The organism is Marinomonas aquimarina (genome assembly GCF_900089755.1).
In the GTDB taxonomy this organism is placed as follows: domain Bacteria; phylum Pseudomonadota; class Gammaproteobacteria; order Pseudomonadales; family Marinomonadaceae; genus Marinomonas; species Marinomonas aquimarina.
Genome location: NZ_FLOC01000001.1, coordinates 140,989 through 159,694, shown reverse-complemented (window position 1 = coordinate 159,694; position 18,706 = coordinate 140,989). Strand labels below are relative to the sequence as shown.

The following is an 18,706-nucleotide window of genomic DNA, read 5'->3' as shown; positions in this document are numbered from 1 at the left end:
AATGTGGCTTTATCGAGTGTTGCTGGCCTTGGCGTCGCCGTTTATCGCGCGCCGTATTTGGCGCTTTCACAAGCGTTATGATAACTATCGTGTGCAAGAAGCCTTAGGTGACTGGGGCGTACTGCAGGCGGATTTGTGGTTGCATTGTGCCTCCGTAGGGGAGGTGTTGGCGGCTAAGAGCTTGGTGAATCAATGGCTCGAAGCGCATCCTGGTAAACAGCTGTTGATCACCACAGTGACGCCTACGGGTGAAGAGCAGGTGCAAAAGTGGTTTGCAGGGCGTGTGCAGCACCGTTATTTGCCGCTTGATCATAATGTTTGTGTACAGCGCGCGTTAAAGGGGCTGTCGTGCCCGCAGCTGGCTATCATTGAGACGGAACTTTGGCCAAACCTGCTGCAAGCGGCAAAAGCTCAAGGCATGACTATTCAAATTATCAACGCTCGTTTAAGTGAACGCTCCGCCAAGCGCTATGCTCAGTTCGATTTCTTCTCTCGGCCTTTGATGGCTTTGCCGGATCGCTTTTTAGCCCATGCTGAAGCGGACGCCGAGCGCTTCAAGGCGCTTGGTGCAAAAGAAGTTCCAGTAGCAGGCAATATTAAGTTTGATATTACCCCCGCAGAAGACTCGGACGTGCCGATATGGCGTAAAGCGTTAGCCCCGAATGGTGAATTTGTTTGGATTGCCGCCAGTACGCATGAAGGCGAGGATGCCCAACTGCTTGAAGCCCACGCTTCTTTTAAGCGTCAATTATCCAATGCCAAATTGATTCTGGTGCCGCGTCATCCGGAGCGTTTTGATTCAGTCTATGAACTTTGCCAACAACAGGGCTTTACAACCGTCCGTCGTTCGGATAATGCGTTAGATACTTGGTCTCAAGCAGATGTCTTGCTGGGGGACAGTATGGGCGAAATGATGCGTTATTTTGCGGTCTCCGATGTGGCGTTTGTGGCAGGCAGTTTGATTGAACGGGGTGGACACAATCCGATTGAGCCCGCTGTGCTGGCAAAGCCTGTGCTGGTGGGGGAACATACCTTTAACTTCGCCGACATCACCGAGTCTCTGATCCGAGATCAGGGGGCACAGCGTGTGCATTCGGTGACAGAGTTAGTGGATCAGTTGCTCTACTTACAAAATGTCTATGTGCGTCAAACCATGGGCCAGAAAGCCCTGGCCAATGCCCAAGCCAATCAAGGGGCGTTAGCGCGCGTCCTCGATTATTTAAAGTGTGACAACAGTTAGATATCTGTTAAGGCTCTGCTAGAATAGCGACGATTTATCTCATGGGGTGTGGCATCTAGCTGCTGAGAAACCATTATTGGTTAACCCACTGAACCTGAACCAGATCATGCTGGCGTAGGAATTGAGATAGCAAGCCCTTCACATCTTGCCAATCCAGTTATACGCCGCTCACTTAGGAGCGACTATGTCTTTCAAATCTTTTGCTTTGTCTGCCACAGCTTTATTGGCAACTTCGTTGGTGTCTGCGGATACTTTGACGGTCTACACCTATGATTCTTTTGCCTCTGATTGGGGCCCCGGTCCGAAAATCAAAACCAACTTTGAAGCTCAGTGCGATTGTGAGTTGAACTTCGTTGCGCTGGACTCTTCCGTGGGGATCTTATCGCGTGTGCAATTAGAAGGGGATGCCTCTGAAGCGGATGTCTTGCTCGGTCTTGATTTGAACGTGATGGAAGCGGCTAAGCAAACCGGCTTGCTGGCCCAGCACAGCGTGGATACGTCCAGTGTGACCACCCCAGGCGGTTGGCAAGATGATCATTTTGTACCGTTTGACCAGGGCTACTTTGCCTTTATCTATGACAGTGAAAAGCTGGCCAACGTACCGACCTCGTTGAAAGATGTGGTTGAGAACCAAGATCTAAAAGTCATTTACCAAGACCCGCGCACTTCAACCCCAGGGCTAGGTCTATTGTTGTGGATGAAGTCGGTCTACGGTGATCAAGTCGCCGATGCTTGGGAGAAACTGGCCAGTCACACGGTTACTGTGACCAAAGGCTGGTATGACGGCTACAGTTTGTTCCTAAAAGGCGAAGCGGATGTGGTATTAAGTTACACCACATCTCCTGCGTATCATATTGTTGCCGAAGGCGAGCATAAGTACAAAGCCGCGTCCGCAAGCGAAGGTTTCTATCCACAAATTGAAGTGGCGGCCATGCTGGAAAGTGCTCCGAACAAGGCTCTCGCAGAAGAGTTTATGCAATTCATCCTTGAACCTGGATTCCAAAATATGGTGGCAACCGGTAACTGGATGTACCCAGTAATGGATAATGTGGATCCATTGCCGGAAGCTTTTACCTCTCAACCTCAGCCAACCAAAGTGCTGACTCTTGATGCCGAGCAAGTGGCCCAGAATCGTCAGGCTTGGATTAATGAGTGGTTAGAAGCGACGACACGTTAAGCTTTGATATTTTCCTCCTATCTGCGCCCAGCTTGGCTGGGCGTTGCCATTTACCTTGTAATAGCGGCCGCCGCACTGAGCGCATTGCTGGGATACGCTTCTCCTAGTTCTTGGGGGCGCTTTTTGGCAGACCCTTATACTTGGCGAGTGGTGCGCTTTTCGTTCACCCAAGCCAGTCTTAGTGCGCTCCTGAGTATTTTGTTGGCCATTCCCATGGCCTCATGCTTATTTCATCGTCGCTTTATTGGTCGCCAAACGCTGCTGTCTTTGTTTGCCATTTCCATGGTGGTGCCGACCATAGTGGCCATTTTAGGCATTGTCGTGGTCTATGGTCGTAACGGTTGGTTTACCACGCTATTCGGCTCAGCTTTTCCGCTTTATGGCTTGGGTGGCATTTTGTTGGCGCACGTGTTTTTCAATATGCCGCTGGCGGTACGGGTGATTCTGCAGGCTTATCAATTGATACCTGATGCCCAGTGGCGCCTTGCCAGTCAGTTGGGCTTTTCCCGCTGGCATGTGTTCCGCTTGATTGAGTGGCATTATTTAAAGAAAAGTCTGCCAGGCTTGTTTTTGCTGATCTTTATGCTGTGTTTCTCAGGTTTTGCCGTGGTTTTAAGCCTCGGTGGAGGGCCTCGCTCGAGCACCTTAGAAGTGGCCATTTATCAGGCGCTGCGGTTTGAGTTTGATTTAAACAAAGCCAGTTACCTGTCGTTGCTACAGGTAAGCATTTGCTCGCTGGTGGCGCTGGCGGTGTATCGTTTAGCTCCGCCGCTGCGACAGGATATCAGTGTCTATCAGGGCGAACGTTTAGCGATGCGTTCTAGCCGTCTGGCCAATGGGGTGGATGCGCTGGTCTCGGCCGTGGTGCTGCTGTGGGTACTGCCGCCTTTTGTGGCCATTCTATCGCCTGCGCTAAGTGCCTTATTTTGGCAAAGTCTGTGGCAAACCGATTTATGGTGGTCAGTGTGGCACTCTGTGCGGATTGCTCTGCCGTCGGGGCTGTTGGCATTATTAATCGGTTTAAGTATTGCAGCGCTGGCGCGCACGCTACGCTGGCGTCAGCGTGGCGACTGGTGGGCGCAAAAGTTGGAGCAATCCGGTAACTTAGTGCTGATGGTGCCGAGTTTGGTATTAGCGACAGGGCTGTTTTTAATGTTCCGTTCTGTGGGAATTAGCATCAAGCATGCCTATTGGATTGTGGTCTGGGTCAATGCGGTGATGGCCCTGCCGTTTGTGTTGCGTGCCATCATGCCGACCATTTACCAGCAAGAAAAACGTTTCCGTCATCTGTACACGCAAATGAATGTGGTGGGCATGGCGCGACTGCGTTTGGAGTGGCCTCAAATCCGCAGTGCCGTCGCTCAAGGGTTAGCGTACGCGGTATTGTTAAGTTTGGGGGACTTAGGTGTGGTGGCCTTATTTGGCTCGAAGGGCTTGGAAACTCTACCGATGTATTTGTATCAATTGATTGGTTCCTATCGTGTTGAGCAAGGCGCCTGTGTGGCCGTGGTGTTGATTTTACTCTGTCTGACACTCTTTTATTCGATTAACCGCTTAGTAGGAGGTCGCCGTGCTGTCGTTTGATGTTAGTTATCATTGGCACAATTTTCATGCCCATTATCAAGCGCAACTGGCGCTTGGCGTGACCTCAATATTGGGGGCAAGTGGCGGTGGCAAAAGCACCTTGTTGTCCTTGTTGGGAGGCTATATCGAGGGGCAGGGGAGTTTGCAGTTTGCCGGTCAAGAGTTGCTGTCGCTTGCGCCCTATGAACGTCCCATCACTACCTTGTTTCAAAGTGATAATTTATTTCCACAACTGAGTGTCTGGGACAATATCGCGATTGGCTTATCGCCTTCACGGGCGTTGTCACAAGCCCAACAGGATAAAGTGAACTGGGCCTTGGCTCAGGTACAGTTGCAGCAGCACAGCGACAAGTTTCCTGATCAATTGTCAGGAGGGCAGGCTCAGCGCGTGGCGATTGCCCGTGTGTTGGTGCGGGAAAAGCCGATTTTGTTGTTGGATGAACCCTTCAGTGCCCTCGATCCTAAATTAAGGTCGGATATGTTGCATTTGATTAAGACGCTCACTGAGCAATATCAATGGACCACTATTATGGTGACGCACAGTCCCATGGATGCGATCTTGTTGGGGGGGCAGGTTCTCCTTGTAGAAGAAGGCAAAGTGGCCGCTCAAGTCCCAGCCAGCGTCTTGCGTGATCCGCCGTCAGATTCTCCGTTTAATCGCTATTTGCATGTTTCCCCTGTCGCTAAATAAGGCGATCATAGCCATTTAGCCTGCTGTCTGTTTAATTCACAAGGAACTACCTGTGAGCGATATCTATCTGGTGAAAAAGGGCATCTACGCCACCATTGCCTACGCCTTTATCATGTCCATCACCGCGGTCGCTGCCAAACAAGTGCAAACCCAGATTGCGGTGCCGGTATTGGTGTTTTGGCAAAGCTTGTTTTGTATTGTGATTTTGTTTCCGCAGATGTGGGGCAAATGGCAGCGCCGACCTTTGCATGTCATTAAAGCACACTTCTTGCGCAGCCTTGGCGGCTTTGCAGGCTTTTTGTTTTATTACTGGGCGCTCAATCATATTCCTCTAGTAGAAGCTTCTCTACTGCGTTCTTGTGCGCCTTTATGCGTGCCCTTTGTGGTATTGATCATGCATCGCATGATGATACCGAAAGCCCGCTGGCTGCCATTGCTGATTGGTTTCATTGGTGTGGCCTTGGTCATCAAGCCAACGCCAGAGCATTTTGATCCATGGCATATTGTCGGTTTCTTATCGGCGGTGGGGCTGGCGTTTTCGATGGTGACCACCCGTATGCTCAGCTCTCATGTCTCGGGGCAAGAAACCATGTTGGTGTATTTTGCCTTCTCTGCGGTTATGTCTGTGCCGCTGGCCTTGGGACAAGGAGAGAGCTTGGCGCTGCCTTCAGAGACCTGGCTTTGGGTGCTGCTGGTGTCGATTACCCTGTATGTGGGGATGCATTTATATACCTTGGCGTATTCCTATGCGCCAGCCAGTGTGGTATCCCCGGTGAGTTATATCGGTATCGTTTTTGCTGGTTTCTGGGGATGGGTGATTTGGGGGCATGTCCCAGATTGGTTGGCCATCTCTGGGACGGTGCTCATTTTCCTCAGCATCCTTATTAGTGCGCGTTTAAATCGTAAGTAGGGCTAAGCTTGTGCTTTGTCTTGTTTGACTCGTTGATTCAAAATAGTGGCAGTGGCGATACCGGTAAAGATCAGTAGGATGCCGACGCCATGGAAGCTTTCGATCTGTTCCCCTAAAAACAGGACCGACAAGAAAATACTGAATACTGGCAGCAGGTGCACAAAGTGACCCGCTGTCGCCGCGCCCAATTTATGTACCCCGATATTCCAGCAAATAAAGGCACCAATCGAGGCAAAAATGCCCATGTAAATGATGGCGCCCCAGTTGGCGCCTGTAAGCGTTGTCACCTCAGTGCTTGAGAACAGTAAAAACAGAGGGAACTGAATGCAGGTGCCCAGCATAGCAGTGACGGCAAAGAAGCTTAAAATGTTCATCGTCGGGCGCTTGGTGAGCAATACTGAATAAATCGCCCAGCTGATTGCGGCGGTAATGATCCATAGGTCACCACTTGAAATAGTGAGATGCAAAAAGGTGTCGAGACTGCCGCGGCTAACGATCACAAAGGCGCCTAGGGTGGATATTAGGATGCCTGTGTTTTGCAAGGTACTGGTCTTAGTGCCCAATAACAGTCGTGCGGTGATGAGAATCATCACTGGCATGATGGAGTTGAGCAATACCGCATTAGTCACCGTGGTGGACGTTAGGCCAATGTACAGAAATAGGTTGTAATTACAGATGCCTAACAAGGCAAACAGCAGCAACATTGGCCAGTGTTTGCGCACCAGCGCCCAATCGGCGACGATTTTAGGGTAGGCAAATGGCAGAATCAGCAGGCAGGCAATGCTCCAGCGGAAAAAGGAAATGGTATATGGATCGATACCGTCTGAAACGGTGAGCCGACCTAATACATAGTTACCGGACCAAAACAGTATTGGCAGCAATAAGTACACAAAAGCTGGCATAGCATGTCCTTGCTAGGGTTATCAGTTAAGCGCTTCAACATAACCAGTAATAATGGACCTGTCTAGGGCTATGCGGATGAACTAATGGCTTCAGCATTGGTCTGAATCTGGGCGGAGCAGAGTTGAGCGAAAGAAAAGGTTAAAAAGTACTCGCTTAGGCTTTTTAATTTTTAAAGGTCGGTATATAATTCGCGTCCCCGTAAATCATACTCCTTGTCTCACAGCTTTTTAACGGGGAAAGCGTGGAGACTAAGAACCCATAAGGAGCAATCATGCGTCATTATGAAATCGTGTTTCTGGTACACCCAGATCAAAGCGAACAAGTTCCAGCAATGATCGAGCGTTACACTAACTTGATCACTGAAGATGGCGGTCAAGTACACCGTCTTGAAGACTGGGGCCGTCGTCAGCTAGCTTACCCAATCAACAAAATCCACAAAGCGCACTACGTTCTTATGAACATTGAAGCGTCTGAAGGTGTGATGGCTGAGCTAAACGACACTTTCCGTTACAACGATGCGATCATCCGTAACCTAGTTATCCGTCGTAAAGAAGCGGTAACTGAAGTGTCTCCAATCAAAGCTGCTGAAAGCCGTGAAGAGCGTCGTTCTGCTCCACAGCGCGAAGAGCAAAAACCAACAGAAGCTGCTGCGGACAACTCTGCAGACGACTCTGCTGAATAATTGATTAATTAGGAGATACATTATGGCTCGTTTTTTCCGTCGTCGTAAGTTCTGCCGTTTCAGCGCAGAAGGCGTTAAAGAGATCGATTACAAAGATCTAGACACTCTAAAAGGTTACATCACTGAAACTGGTAAAATTGTACCAAGCCGTATTACTGGCACACGTGCACGTTACCAGCGTCAGCTAGCGACTGCTATCAAACGCGCTCGCTACATTGCTTTGCTTCCTTACACTGACGGTCACTTTAATTAATAAGTGATGTAAGAAGTATTCCATGGGCGGCTTAGCTAACTGGGTAATGACAAAACGCATGAATGCTATCATTTTGGTAGCAGTCTGCAGCATCATACCTATGATGTTTTGGCTAGGCGCTGCAGCCTTAGGGCTGGTGGTGCTTCGTAAAGGTGTAAAAGACGGAATACACGTACTTGCTTGGGGTGGCCTACCAGCACTTGTGCTGTGGGTGATTCAAAGTGATGCGACAGCATTTATGGTGTTGATCGATACCTTTATCTTGGCTTATGTGCTGAGGGAAAAGGTGTCTTGGGCTTGGGTGATGCTCAGTGCAAGTGTACTTGCGGTGTTATCATCTGTGATCCAGCCGTTACTCATGGCGGATTTGTTGGACATGGTTGCTGACCTGATTCAACAGATTCTAAGCAACAGTGAGGAAGAAGGGGTCGTCATTCCTAGTAAGGAAGAGATTATCCAACAAGCGGTGATCGCCATGTCTGTGGTGCAAGCGTATATCGCTGTGGCGGCGCTATTTTTAGCACGCCGCTGGCAAGCACGCTTGTACAATCCAGGTGGTTTAAAGAAGGAGTTTCATGAATTTAGACTCCCTCTATCTGTTGCACTCATGCTTGGTGCAATGGTGTTGGCAGGTGAAAGCCTAGGCGGTGGTTTTGAGGTGTTGTCTCGCGCTGCTGTACCAGCACTGGTGATCCCTGGGCTCGCATTGGTTCACGGTATTCTGGCATTAAAGAAAATTGGGATGGTCGGTCTGGTCCTATTTTACCTGATTGGCATTTTGGTACTGAGTGTTTACTTTGCAAATATTCTGATCTTCCTTGCGGTGGTCGATAGCTTTGTGGACATTCGTGGACGAATGCAGTCAAAACCAACTGACATCAATTAAAAGCTAGTTAATTTATTTTAGAGGTGATCGAGATGAACGTGATTCTACTCGACAAAGTAGGCAAGCTAGGCGGTATCGGTGACGTTGTTACTGTTAAACCAGGTTTTGCTCGTAACTTTTTGATTCCAAACAAAAAAGCTGTAATGGCTAACAAAGCTAACTTGGCTTCTTTTGAAGAGCGTCGTGCTGAGCTTGAAGCTCAAGCAGCAGAGCGCGTTGCTGCAGCGCAAACTCGCGCAGCAACTCTAGAAGGCAAAACTTTCACAATCACTGCTAACGCTGGTGACGAAGGTAAGCTATTTGGCTCTATCGGTACTCGTGACATCGCTGATGCGATCGTTGCTGGTGGCGTTGAAGTTGCTAAATCTGAAGTACGTCTTCCAGAAGGTGCTCTACGTAACGTAGGCGCTTACGAAGTTGACGTTCAACTACACTCTGAAGTAACTGCAACAGTTACTCTAGAAGTTGTAGCTCAGTAATTTCTTCGGAAATTATTGCTTCAAAGAGAGGCATTCCGCTTAAGCGGAGTGCCTTTTTTTATGCCTAGATTTTTAGTCTGTCAGTCTGGCGTTTTTAAAGCAGAATGATAAGCTTTGTGGTCTTGTCTACCCCCGACTCACGAGAGAGTGTTACGTGCAATTAGAAGATTCTGAAGTCTCCTCCATTAAATTACCGCCTTACTCGATTGAGGCTGAGCGTTCGGTTATTGGTGGCTTAATGCTGGACCCACAGGCGTGGGAGAAGGTATCAGAAGTGGTCATGGCGGATGACTTTTATCGCCCAGAGCATCGTGCGATTTTTTCAGTGATTGCGCGTCTTGCCGATGACACCGAACCTGCCGACGTAGTCACCATCAGTGAGCGTTTAGATAAACGTGGTGAACTAGAAGAAATTGGCGGCATTGCCTACCTGATTGAAATGGTGGAGGCCACACCGAGTGCGGCCAATATTGCCTCGTACGCTGAAATTGTACGGGAGCGTTCGATACTACGCCGTTTGATCAGTACCACCAATGATATTAACAGCCGCGCTTTTCACCCTGAAGGGATGTCTGCCTCTGAAATTGTAGAAGACGCGGAGCGTCGTATTTTCCAATTGAGTGGTGATGGCGAGAAAAAAGGTGGTCCGCGTGTTGCGTCGGAAATCCTCAGTAAGACCGTCGATAAAATCGACGAGTTGTATCATCAAGAGGGCTCGATTACCGGCTTAAGCACTGGTTTTACCGATTTGGATGGCATGACCTCAGGCTTGCAGCCGTCAGACTTGATCATTGTCGCGGGGCGTCCGTCGATGGGTAAAACGACCTTTGCCATGAACTTAGTGGAAAACGCCACCATGATCAGTGAGCTGCCGGTGGTGGTGTTCAGTTTGGAGATGCCAGCTGAGCAGCTGATGATGCGTATGTTGTCGTCTTTGGGGCGAATCGACCAGACTCGTATGCGCTCCGGGCAATTGATCCAAGAAGATTGGGATAAACTCATGTCTGCGGTCAAAATGCTAAAAGACCGCAAGTTGTTTATTGATGATACCGCTGGTATCAGCCCGACAGAAATGCGTTCGCGTACTCGCCGTATTGCACGTGAGCATGGTGGCGTGGCGCTGATCATGGTCGACTATTTGCAGTTGATGCAGATTCCTGGTTACAGCGAGGGTCGAACTAATGAAATTTCTGAGATTTCGCGATCGCTTAAGGCGATCGCTAAGGAAATGAACTGTCCTGTTATCGCTTTGTCACAGCTAAACCGTAGTCTTGAGCAACGCCCTAACAAGCGTCCAGTTAACTCAGATTTGCGTGAATCGGGAGCGATTGAGCAGGATGCGGACGTCATCTCGTTCGTTTATCGAGATGAGGTATATCATGAAGATACCCCTCATAAAGGGATTGCGGAAATTATTATCGGTAAGCAGCGTAACGGTCCGATTGGTACCTGTCGTTTGGCGTTTATTGGTAAGTTTACTCGCTTTGAGGATTTGGCGCCCGACGCGTATCGAGATTTCGACGACGAGTAGTGCTATTTTTGTGCTTTTTTGTTGCTAAAAATGTACGTAAATCTTATGGTTAGGGCAGTGATTAGATAGATTTATCGAGAGAAGCTATGCGTAAAATGTCTGTTACAAACAGGGAAAATGATTTCCCTTCGCACTACACCCTCGTTTCCAGCACGGATGTAAAGGGTCGAATTACCTTTGTGAACGATGATTTTTGTAAGGTGGCGGGCTATGAGCGCGAAGAGCTGATTGGCCAACCACACAATTTGATTCGTCATCCTGACGTGCCGCCGGCAGTGTTCGCCGATATGTGGGAGAACCTGAAAGCGGGTCGTAGCTGGATGGGGATCGTGAAGAACCGTTGTAAAAGCGGTGATCATTACTGGGTCAGTGCACACGTTAGCCCTCTGATTGATAATGGCAAGGTCATCGGCTATGAGTCGGTGCGCCAGAAAGTCAACAATGATCAAAAAGCCCATGCACAGATGGTGTATGAGCGTGTTAATGCTGGTAAGCACCCAGTGCCGGCCATGCCGCGTTTTAAAGGCTGGATGTGGCGTCAAACCTGGCTGAATGCGATTTTCTTTGTGGTGTTCGGCATCATGGGGCTGTTTTCGCCGTGGCTATGGTGGCAAATTCTGTCGCCTATTTTAGCAATTGTGGGAGCGACCCTAAATCTAACGCAGCGCCAATCACTGCGTTCAACCATTGCCAAATTGCCGCCTGAAGCGCACAACATCATAGGTCAGTACCTTTACTACAAGGCGGTGGGACCGAATGTGGCGTTAAGCTTTTCGCAATTGCATAAGAGTGCCGCGGCCTTTACTTTCCGCTACCGCTTGATGGTCGGCTCTAAGCAGCTTCAGAATACCGCGCAACAAGCGAAAACCAGCGTGACGTCCAACTTAGCCAACTTCAATAAGCAGCGTGATAGCTTCCGTACCGTGGTGTCGGCCAGTACTCAGCTGCAGGCCAGTGTTAACCAGATCGCTGATAATGTGCGCATTGCCGCTGAAGATACTGCTTCAGTCGAGGATAAGGCGAAAGCCAGCCGTACCATGGCCAAGCACACGGGTGAAACCATGCAGAAGGTTTACCAAGAAGTAAACTCGGCGAAAGGTGTGGTGGAAGACTTGGCCAAGCAAAGTGACCGTATCAATGGCTTGGTGAATTCGATCAGCGATATTGCTGAGCAGACCAACTTGCTGGCCCTAAATGCGGCGATTGAGTCAGCGCGTGCTGGTGAAGCCGGTCGTGGTTTTGCCGTGGTGGCGGATGAAGTGCGTGCGCTAGCGATTCGCACCCAGGATGCCACGCAAAGTATTCATGAAACTACCGAAGAGTTGAAGCGCAATACGCAAGCGGTACTGGAAGCCATTGATAAGGGAGCTACCGTAGCCAACGAAGGTGTGGCGGGCGTGACCGAAGTGGCGGACAGTATGAATGCCATTGAGAAAGCCATTCACCACATTGTGGAAATGACCGCTCAGATTAACTCAGCGACAGCAGAGCAAGCGGAAGTGGCGACCTCACTGAGTCAGCAGATGATGGACGTGGATCAGCTCAGTATTGAAAGTATCGAGCGTGCCGAGCACATCGTGACCAATATTGCCCACATTGAAGAAGAAGCCTACGAACAGGGTAACCTTGCTGAGCGTATGAAACAATAGTTTCAGTAGTGACTAAAAAAACCGAGCCTAGCTCGGTTTTTTTATGTCTGCGGTCACGCTTGTTAATAGCGACTTAAGCGAAGTGCGCTTGAATCACTGCCTGAATGGCATGCCCTAGCTTGGTGATCTGCTCTTGCTCAATCACGTACGGCGGCATCAGGTAAATCAAACGACCGAAGGGGCGAATCCAGACGCCTTTTTCCACAAACAGCGGTTGGATCTTATGCAAATCCACTGGGTGAGAAAGTTCCACCACGCCAATAGCGCCTAAACAGCGCACATCACGCACCAGATCGAGATCCAAGCAGGGGCTTAGGGCACTCTCTAGCCAGACTTGGATTTGCGCTACTTTGGTTTCAATGTCATAGCTTTGTACTAAATCTAGGCTGGCATTCGCTGCAGTGCAGGCCAAGGCGTTGCCCATGAAAGTGGGGCCATGCATAAACACGCCGCCCTGATCACTGATGCCAAGGGCAACCCTGTCATTCGTAATGGTCGCCGCAAGGGTGATGTAGCCTCCCGTCAGCGCCTTGCCGACACACATGATATCGGGTTCGATGTTGCTGTGCTCGGTAGCAAACAGTTTGCCTGTACGACCAAACCCGGTGGCGATTTCATCAAAGATCAATAGGATGTTGAACTCATCACAGAGGGCGCGAATTTCATCGAGATAGGCGGGGTTGTAAAAACGCATCCCTCCCGCATTCTGCACTACAGGTTCGATGATAAAGCCCGCTAGATGCTCGTGATGCTCGGCAAAGGTTTCGCGAATCTCTTTTAAGTAATTTGGGTCAAGGGGAGTGTCGATCCCCGTTGGCGGTGGCGACACAAAGCACTGCGGTGTCAGTGCTTGGTTAAACATGCTGTGCATGCCATTAACGGGATCACATACGGACATAGCGGCAAAGGTATCGCCATGATAGCCGGAGCGCGGAGTGGCAAAATGCTGTTTGTTGGGCTGACCTTGAGAGTGCCAGTACTGTATGGCCATTTTTAACGCCACTTCCACAGACACCGAGCCTGAATCCGAGAAAAACACGCGGGTCAGACTTGGCGGCGTCATAGCGACCAGCTTTTCTCCCAGTTCGATGGCAGGCTTGTGAGTGAGACCGCCAAACATCACATGTGAGAAGTCGTCAATCTGCTGGTGCAGAGCTTGGTTAATCGCAGGATGGCTGTAGCCATGAATCACACTCCACCAAGAAGACATGCCGTCAATCAAGGTACGGCCATCGGCGAGGTGGAACTCACAACCTGCGGCGCGCTCGACCAGAAAGTGTGGCGTAGGGTGGCTCATGGATGTGTAAGGATGCCATAAAAGCTGCTTGTCTAACTCGGTTAGACGTTGTTGCTCTTGTTGGTTCATGCCGGGCTCTCGATCACTGTTGTAAAAAATGTAGCTGCGATACTAACGAAATTAACATGGCTGTGCCATGTTGCGCCGGCGTTATTCGGATGTGCGTGCTAGCGCCAGTACGGTGACGCGTTTTGCGCCAGCCAGCCGCAGTGCTTTGGCGCACGCTTCCGCGGTACTGCCAGTGGTGACCACATCATCAATCAGTAGTACCTGTTCCGGCACACGCTCCTCAGTATAAAACAAACGATGAGATAGGCTGTGTCGTTCTGCTTTGGAGCGCGTGTGCTGGGCGCTGACTTCTAAACGACGTTTTAAAACAATGCGTTGCATGGATGCTAGCGTTGGTGCCTTGCTCAGTAAGTCGGCAATTAAGGTGGTTTGGCAGTAACCACGCTCGGATAAGGATTGCTGGCTGGTGGGCACCACACACCAAGCGGTGGGGAGCGCGATGTCGTGCTCGATAAGGTGATCGATGATGAATGTGACGAGGGGGCGTAGCAGGTGAGGCTGATTTTCAAACTTAGCTTTGCGAATCAGGCCACGGCATAGGCCTTCATACCTAAGCGGGGCAATGATACGGTCAAAGCTAGGTAGGGTTTGCTGGCATTCACCACACAGGGTAACGGTCACGGCAGTAGGGCGTGAACACAATTGGCAGTGGCTGTGATTACGCTGTAACAGTTTTTGGCAGCTTGAGCAGAGAGTGCCTTCGCGGCGAATATCGCATACATAGCATTGATCTAATAATGATCGCTTGTAAACTATCGATATTAGACTGGTTGACAGTTTGAAGAAGGTCATTAGTATTGCGTTCCTTGCAACAATAAAATGATGGAGCCTCAGCGGTGAATATTGCTACTCAACCTCGATACGACTGGACTAGCCAAGAAGTCCAAGCCTTGTTCGACATGCCTTTTATGGATTTGCTATTCCATGCGCAAACCATTCACCGTGCTAATTTTGCACCCAACCAAGTTCAGGTAAGTACGTTATTGTCGATTAAAACCGGTGCTTGTCCAGAAGACTGTAAATACTGCCCACAAAGTGGTCATTACAACACAGAGTTGGAAAAAGAAAAGCTGATGGAAGTCCAAAAAGTGTTGCAGGAAGCGCAATTGGCCAAAGATAAAGGCGCAACGCGTTTTTGTATGGGCGCTGCTTGGAAACACCCATCGGAAAAAGATTTTCCTTATGTCTTGGAGATGATCAAGGGCGTGAAACAGCTTGGCCTTGAGTCATGCGTTACGCTGGGGACTCTGAACGATGCGCAAGCGAAGCAACTTGCCGAAGTAGGCCTTGATTACTACAACCACAATCTAGATACCTCGCCAGAGTTTTACGACAGCATCATTACTACGCGTTCTTACCAAGAGCGTTTAGATACGCTTTCACGTGTGCGCGATAACGGCGTGAAGCTGTGCTGTGGCGGCATCATGGGCTTGGGTGAAGAGCAGAAAGACCGTGTCGGCCTATTGCGTCAGTTGTCACAAATGACCCCCCATCCTGAAAGTGTGCCGATTAATATGCTGGTCAAAGTCGAAGGCACGCCAATGGAAAATGTGGAAGATTTGGATGAGTTCGAATTTATCCGTACCATCGCCGTTGCTCGTATTCTAATGCCAACCTCGCACGTGCGTTTGTCGGCAGGTCGTCAAGGCATGAGCGAACAAACTCAGGCGCTGTGCTTTATGGCGGGTGCCAACTCAATCTTCTACGGTGAGAAGCTGCTGACCACTGGCAACCCTGAAGCCGACAAAGACCGTATGTTGTTCAATAAGTTGGGTATCCAGCCTGAGCAACGTCATGACGTTTCAGATGAAGCAGTACAAGAATCCATCGTCGCTCAGGCTAAAGCACAAGAAGAAGCGAAATTTTTCTACGATGCCAGCGTTTAACACCCCAGACTGGATGCTGACGGCGCTTGATGAGCGTCGTCAGCAACATCTTTTTCGTTCGACCAAAGTAATGGCCAGTCCCCAAAGTACGCGCCTTACGCAAGATGACAAAGAGTATTTGGCGTTTTGTTCCAATGATTACTTAGGGTTGGCAAATCATCCTTTGCTGAAGCAGACCATGGCGGATGCGGCTCAGCAATTTGGCGTGGGCAGCGGTGCTTCCCATTTGGTCTGTGGTCACTTAGATGCGCATGCCGCGCTGGAACAAGAATTATGTGAGTGGCTAGGGTATGAGCGTGTGCTGTTGTTTAGCACGGGCTACATGGCTAACCTAGCGGTGATTTCTGCGCTTGCCAACAAGCAGCGTCCAGTGTTGATGGACAAGCTCAACCACGCCTCCTTGATTGATGGCGCCCGTTTAAGTGATGCGATTTTTAAGCGCTATTTGCATAACAATGTCGAAAGTGCTGCCAAGCACATGGCAAGCCTTGGCCAAGCCGGCGTGCTGGCCAGCGATGGCATCTTTAGTATGGATGGGGACCGGGCACCACTTGCTGCGTTAGCCAACCTTGCACAACAGCAAGATTGGCTATTAGTGGTGGACGACGCCCACGGTCTAGGTTGTATGGGGGAAGACGGCAAAGGCACTCTGGCGCTGGAGAATTTAAGTTCAGAGCAAGTGCCATTCCTGATGGGCACCTTTGGCAAAGCGTTTGGTGTCGCGGGCGCATTTGTCGCCTGTTCAAACGATATGGCGGATTACCTCACCCAATTTGCACGCCCCTACATTTACACCACGGCCATGCCGCCGGCGGTAGCGGCGACCGTACAAGCAAGCTTACAGCTGATTCGTGCGCCAGAGGGCGAGCAGCGTCGTCAAACATTGGCGCAACATGTGGCGCTATTACGGCAGCGTGCCGCAGCATGGCCCTATGACATGATGCCGTCAGACAGCGCGATTCAGCCATTATTGATTGGTTCGAGTGAGCAAGCCCTAGGCATCAGTGCAGCGTTGCAGCAACGCGGTATCTTGTGTAAGGCGATTCGTCCGCCCACCGTGCCACCGCATACCGCCAGACTGCGAATTACCCTCAGTGCTGAGCACAGCCGTGAGGATGTCGAGCATTTGTGTGATACCCTAGATGCTATCTTCCATGATGTCTCTGAGTGATCAATATGCGTACTCCTATTGAAACGGAAGCCTTTGGCGATCCAAAGCATCCGGCGATCTTTTTAGTGCCTGGTTGGGCGATGCCTAAAGAAGTGTTTCACCCAGTAGCGAAGCTGCTCAGTGAGTCCTTCTATGTGGTATTGGCTAACTTGCCGGGCGTGACGGTAGACCCCCATTGGCACAAAGCCAACCGTTTTGGTCCTAACTACGATATTGATGCCTTGTCTGAGCAATTGATTCGCGCAGCGCCAAAACCTTGCTGGTGGATCGGTTGGTCGTTAGGAGGCATGGTGACTAACTATATTGCATCGCGTCGCTCCAGCTGCGTCAACGGGGTCATCAGTGTGGCCAGTGCCCCTAAATTCGTCGCCTCTGAATCATGGCCGATGGGCATGTCACAGGAAACATATCAGCAATTTTTTGAGCTAGTGAAACAAGCCCCTGAGAAGGGGTTACGTCGCTTCCTGTCACTGCAAGCACAGGGGACTAAGGACCCTAAAGCCTTAACCAAAACCTTATCTGGCTTGCAGCCTAAAGAGTTAATAGACCCTGAGGCTTTGGTGCGCGGTTTAGCCTTGCTGGAAACATTAGATGTATGCCGCGAAGTGGCACTGTTGGATCGTCCCAATTTACATGTCTTTGGTGCGCAAGACAGTTTGCTTAGCACAGCGGAGGTAATGTCAGCTTTGCCAAGCAACCCGCTGCAGACAGTGTTGTCGTTAGCGGATCTGGGGCATCAGCCGTTCCTCGAAGACCCGTCACAGTTTGTGGCATTAATCACTCAGTATATTAATGACAACACCTTCCACTGAATCTGATCAGTCGTATAAGCAAAAAGTGGCCAGCAGCTTCTCCCGTGCGGCCCATAGTTACGATGAGTACGCCTTGTTCCAAGAGCAGGTCTTGGCGCAGCTGATGACTTGGTTTGCGGCCAGTCCAGAGGCGCTTTGGCTGGATCTTGGTACGGGAACAGGGAAGGCCTTACAGGCCATGCAAACCGCGCAGCCGGCACTACAGGGGGTGGCGCTGGATTTGTCGTTTTCAATGCTACAGCAGGCGCGCCAGCGAGCCAGTCAGGCCAGCTTTGTCTGCGCGGATGCTGAAGCATTACCTTTTCAAGACGCTTGCTTTGCCGGCGTCTGTTCCAGTCTGGCGATTCAATGGTGTCGCCATCCGGCAACGTTATTTCAAGAGCTAAATCGTATTTTACAGAACCGCGGCCAGGTATTGTTGTCGACTCTTTTGGCCGGCTCGATGCCAGAGCTGGGGCAGGCGTGGCAGCAAGTGGATGGACGCTCACATCATAATCATTATTCTGATTTAGACGCCGTATTGCGCCATTGTGAGGCAGTTGGCTTGAAAGTCGTGCAGGCCGAGCAGCGCTCGATGACGCTGCATTTCGACAGTGTGAAAGCCGCCGTGTATTCTCTCAAAAAAGTGGGGGCTTCCTTGATAACAGACGACTCTGGCGCTTCCTCTCCTTCCAAGTGGAAGGCTTTTGAAGCAGCTTATGCGCAACAGGCGACGAAACAGGGCATTCCACTCACTTATGAAGTAGCATTTATTCAATTAATGAAGGTAGATCATGGCTAAACAGCAATACTTTATCACCGGAACCGACACTGATGCCGGTAAAACTCATGTCTGTGTCGGCTTATTAAAAGCCGCGGCGCGACGTGGCTCGCGTTCGATGGGGGTGAAGCCGATTGCTGCCGGTGCAGAAGTGATCGACGGTAAGTTATGCAATGAAGATGCCTTGCAAATTCAAGCGGCAAGTTCCGTGGCGTTGCGTTACGAACAGGTCAACCCAGTGGTTTTTGCACCAGCTATTGCACCGCATATCGCCGCGGCGAAAGAAAATAAAATCGTGACCGTGTCGCGCTTAGAAGGCTTTGTGCGCGGCACCTTACTGTCGCCCCATGATTTTGCTTTGGTGGAAGGTGCTGGAGGCTGGCGTGTGCCAGTGAATGACCGTGAGTTGTTATCGGACCTGGCCAAGCGCTTAGGAATGCCGGTGATTGTGGTGGTGGATATGCGTTTAGGTTGTCTAAATCACGCCTTTTTAACTATGGAGGCGATCCGACGCGATGGTTTGCAGATTGCCGGTTGGGTGGCTAATGGTGGGCAACATGAAATGCCTTGCTACGAAGAAAACTTAGCGACGCTCAACGACATGCTGTCAGCCCCTTTGTTAGGCAGTTTATCTTGGCACCAAGACAGTCAAACCGCGGAGCAAGAATTTGATCAGTTACTGCAGAATTTGAGCAGTTAACCCTTTGCCTTATAACGAAATTATTG

At 50.2% G+C, this 18,706-nt stretch carries 19 protein-coding genes and 1 riboswitch; of the genes, 16 read left to right on the top strand and 3 right to left on the bottom strand.

Going from position 1 to position 18,706, the window contains the following annotated elements:
* The first annotated feature begins 1 nt into the window (after nt 1).
* The 5 genes from MAQ5080_RS00855 (at nt 2) to MAQ5080_RS00835 (ending at nt 5,602) form a co-directional block, all read left to right on the top strand.
* Complete coding sequence (locus MAQ5080_RS00855) at nt 2–1,240, top strand: 3-deoxy-D-manno-octulosonic acid transferase (RefSeq protein ID WP_067204135.1); 1,239 nt, start codon at nt 2–4, stop codon at nt 1,238–1,240.
* A 32-nt stretch (nt 1,241–1,272) separates the two neighbouring features.
* A riboswitch (TPP riboswitch) is annotated at nt 1,273–1,379 on the top strand.
* A 45-nt stretch (nt 1,380–1,424) separates the two neighbouring features.
* Nucleotides 1,425–2,417: a thiamine ABC transporter substrate binding subunit gene (thiB, locus tag MAQ5080_RS00850; protein WP_067204132.1), complete on the top strand. Its 993-nt coding sequence runs from the start codon at nt 1,425–1,427 to the stop codon at nt 2,415–2,417.
* A 3-nt stretch (nt 2,418–2,420) separates the two neighbouring features.
* Nucleotides 2,421–4,001 carry a thiamine/thiamine pyrophosphate ABC transporter permease gene (thiP, locus tag MAQ5080_RS00845; protein ID WP_067204129.1) on the top strand — a complete coding sequence of 527 codons (1,581 nt, stop codon included), beginning with the start codon at nt 2,421–2,423 and terminating at the stop codon, nt 3,999–4,001.
* Nucleotides 3,988–4,692, top strand: coding sequence for a thiamine ABC transporter ATP-binding protein (locus tag MAQ5080_RS00840; protein ID WP_067204126.1), 705 nt, complete (start codon nt 3,988–3,990; stop codon nt 4,690–4,692). The genes thiP and MAQ5080_RS00840 overlap by 14 nt, the downstream gene beginning before the upstream one ends.
* Before the next feature lie 52 nt (nt 4,693–4,744).
* Nucleotides 4,745–5,602 carry a DMT family transporter gene (locus tag MAQ5080_RS00835; protein WP_067204123.1) on the top strand — a complete coding sequence of 286 codons (858 nt, stop codon included), beginning with the start codon at nt 4,745–4,747 and terminating at the stop codon, nt 5,600–5,602.
* 2 nt (nt 5,603–5,604) lie between these two features.
* Here the strand turns inward: MAQ5080_RS00835 and MAQ5080_RS00830 are convergent, their stop codons facing one another.
* Nucleotides 5,605–6,504, bottom strand: a complete 900-nt coding sequence (locus MAQ5080_RS00830) for a DMT family transporter (protein WP_067204119.1) — start codon at nt 6,502–6,504, stop codon at nt 5,605–5,607.
* Between the two features lie 272 nt (nt 6,505–6,776).
* On the opposite strand from MAQ5080_RS00830, the gene rpsF reads away from it, so the two are divergent.
* The 6 genes from rpsF (at nt 6,777) to MAQ5080_RS00800 (ending at nt 11,985) form a co-directional block, all read left to right on the top strand.
* A complete protein-coding gene (gene rpsF / locus MAQ5080_RS00825) occupies nt 6,777–7,187 on the top strand; it encodes a 30S ribosomal protein S6 (protein WP_067204116.1) in 411 nt (136 codons plus the stop codon).
* Between the two features lie 22 nt (nt 7,188–7,209).
* Nucleotides 7,210–7,440, top strand: a complete 231-nt coding sequence (gene rpsR, locus MAQ5080_RS00820; RefSeq protein ID WP_055461955.1) for a 30S ribosomal protein S18 — start codon at nt 7,210–7,212, stop codon at nt 7,438–7,440.
* 58 nt (nt 7,441–7,498) lie between these two features.
* A complete protein-coding gene (locus MAQ5080_RS00815; protein ID WP_231870744.1) occupies nt 7,499–8,326 on the top strand; it encodes a hypothetical protein in 828 nt (275 codons plus the stop codon).
* Nucleotides 8,327–8,358: 32 nt separating this feature from the next.
* Nucleotides 8,359–8,805, top strand: coding sequence for a 50S ribosomal protein L9 (gene rplI, locus MAQ5080_RS00810; protein ID WP_067204110.1), 447 nt, complete (start codon nt 8,359–8,361; stop codon nt 8,803–8,805).
* 154 nt (nt 8,806–8,959) lie between these two features.
* Nucleotides 8,960–10,336: a replicative DNA helicase gene (gene dnaB / locus MAQ5080_RS00805; RefSeq protein WP_067204107.1), complete on the top strand. Its 1,377-nt coding sequence runs from the start codon at nt 8,960–8,962 to the stop codon at nt 10,334–10,336.
* A 95-nt stretch (nt 10,337–10,431) separates the two neighbouring features.
* Nucleotides 10,432–11,985, top strand: coding sequence for a methyl-accepting chemotaxis protein (locus MAQ5080_RS00800; protein WP_231870743.1), 1,554 nt, complete (start codon nt 10,432–10,434; stop codon nt 11,983–11,985).
* Nucleotides 11,986–12,058: 73 nt separating this feature from the next.
* Here MAQ5080_RS00800 and bioA read toward each other — a convergent pair whose 3' ends face one another.
* On the bottom strand, nt 12,059–13,351 hold the full coding sequence (gene bioA / locus MAQ5080_RS00795) for an adenosylmethionine--8-amino-7-oxononanoate transaminase (RefSeq protein WP_067204100.1): 1,293 nt from the start codon (nt 13,349–13,351) through the stop codon (nt 12,059–12,061).
* A gap of 81 nt (nt 13,352–13,432) precedes the next feature.
* Nucleotides 13,433–13,972, bottom strand: a complete 540-nt coding sequence (locus tag MAQ5080_RS00790) for a ComF family protein (RefSeq protein ID WP_156496492.1) — start codon at nt 13,970–13,972, stop codon at nt 13,433–13,435.
* A 278-nt stretch (nt 13,973–14,250) separates the two neighbouring features.
* Here MAQ5080_RS00790 and bioB point away from each other — a divergent pair, with 278 nt between their 5' ends.
* The 5 genes from bioB to bioD are packed head-to-tail and all read left to right on the top strand — an operon-like array spanning nt 14,251 to nt 18,680.
* The gene (gene bioB, locus MAQ5080_RS00785; RefSeq protein WP_067204839.1) at nt 14,251–15,237 is read left to right on the top strand and encodes a biotin synthase BioB; all 987 of its coding nucleotides are present in this window, start codon (nt 14,251–14,253) and stop codon (nt 15,235–15,237) included.
* Nucleotides 15,224–16,408 carry an 8-amino-7-oxononanoate synthase gene (gene bioF / locus MAQ5080_RS00780; protein WP_067204094.1) on the top strand — a complete coding sequence of 395 codons (1,185 nt, stop codon included), beginning with the start codon at nt 15,224–15,226 and terminating at the stop codon, nt 16,406–16,408. The genes bioB and bioF overlap by 14 nt, the downstream gene beginning before the upstream one ends.
* 5 nt (nt 16,409–16,413) lie before the next feature.
* Nucleotides 16,414–17,220, top strand: coding sequence for an alpha/beta fold hydrolase (locus MAQ5080_RS00775; RefSeq protein ID WP_067204091.1), 807 nt, complete (start codon nt 16,414–16,416; stop codon nt 17,218–17,220).
* The gene (bioC, locus tag MAQ5080_RS00770) at nt 17,201–18,001 is read left to right on the top strand and encodes a malonyl-ACP O-methyltransferase BioC (RefSeq protein WP_067204088.1); all 801 of its coding nucleotides are present in this window, start codon (nt 17,201–17,203) and stop codon (nt 17,999–18,001) included. Before MAQ5080_RS00775 ends, bioC begins: the two co-directional genes overlap by 20 nt.
* Complete coding sequence (gene bioD, locus MAQ5080_RS00765; RefSeq protein WP_067204085.1) at nt 17,994–18,680, top strand: dethiobiotin synthase; 687 nt, start codon at nt 17,994–17,996, stop codon at nt 18,678–18,680. Before bioC ends, bioD begins: the two co-directional genes overlap by 8 nt.
* Nucleotides 18,681–18,706 lie beyond the last annotated feature (26 nt).

What these genes read in the sequence shown, in the direction of transcription:
- rpsR (WP_055461955.1), top strand. Translation starts at nt 7,210, where the DNA reads ATGGCTCGTTTTTTCCGTCGTCGTAAGTTCTGCCGTTTCAGCGCAGAA.
- bioD (WP_067204085.1), top strand. Translation starts at nt 17,994, where the DNA reads ATGGCTAAACAGCAATACTTTATCACCGGAACCGACACTGATGCCGGT.
- bioC (WP_067204088.1), top strand. Translation starts at nt 17,201, where the DNA reads ATGACAACACCTTCCACTGAATCTGATCAGTCGTATAAGCAAAAAGTG.
- rpsF (WP_067204116.1), top strand. Translation starts at nt 6,777, where the DNA reads ATGCGTCATTATGAAATCGTGTTTCTGGTACACCCAGATCAAAGCGAA.
- thiB (WP_067204132.1), top strand. Translation starts at nt 1,425, where the DNA reads ATGTCTTTCAAATCTTTTGCTTTGTCTGCCACAGCTTTATTGGCAACT.
- bioF (WP_067204094.1), top strand. Translation starts at nt 15,224, where the DNA reads ATGCCAGCGTTTAACACCCCAGACTGGATGCTGACGGCGCTTGATGAG.
- bioA (WP_067204100.1), bottom strand. Translation starts at nt 13,351, where the DNA reads ATGAACCAACAAGAGCAACAACGTCTAACCGAGTTAGACAAGCAGCTT.
- MAQ5080_RS00800 (WP_231870743.1), top strand. Translation starts at nt 10,432, where the DNA reads ATGTCTGTTACAAACAGGGAAAATGATTTCCCTTCGCACTACACCCTC.
- MAQ5080_RS00775 (WP_067204091.1), top strand. Translation starts at nt 16,414, where the DNA reads ATGCGTACTCCTATTGAAACGGAAGCCTTTGGCGATCCAAAGCATCCG.
- bioB (WP_067204839.1), top strand. Translation starts at nt 14,251, where the DNA reads ATGCCTTTTATGGATTTGCTATTCCATGCGCAAACCATTCACCGTGCT.
- MAQ5080_RS00815 (WP_231870744.1), top strand. Translation starts at nt 7,499, where the DNA reads ATGAATGCTATCATTTTGGTAGCAGTCTGCAGCATCATACCTATGATG.
- MAQ5080_RS00830 (WP_067204119.1), bottom strand. Translation starts at nt 6,504, where the DNA reads ATGCCAGCTTTTGTGTACTTATTGCTGCCAATACTGTTTTGGTCCGGT.
- MAQ5080_RS00855 (WP_067204135.1), top strand. Translation starts at nt 2, where the DNA reads ATGTGGCTTTATCGAGTGTTGCTGGCCTTGGCGTCGCCGTTTATCGCG.
- rplI (WP_067204110.1), top strand. Translation starts at nt 8,359, where the DNA reads ATGAACGTGATTCTACTCGACAAAGTAGGCAAGCTAGGCGGTATCGGT.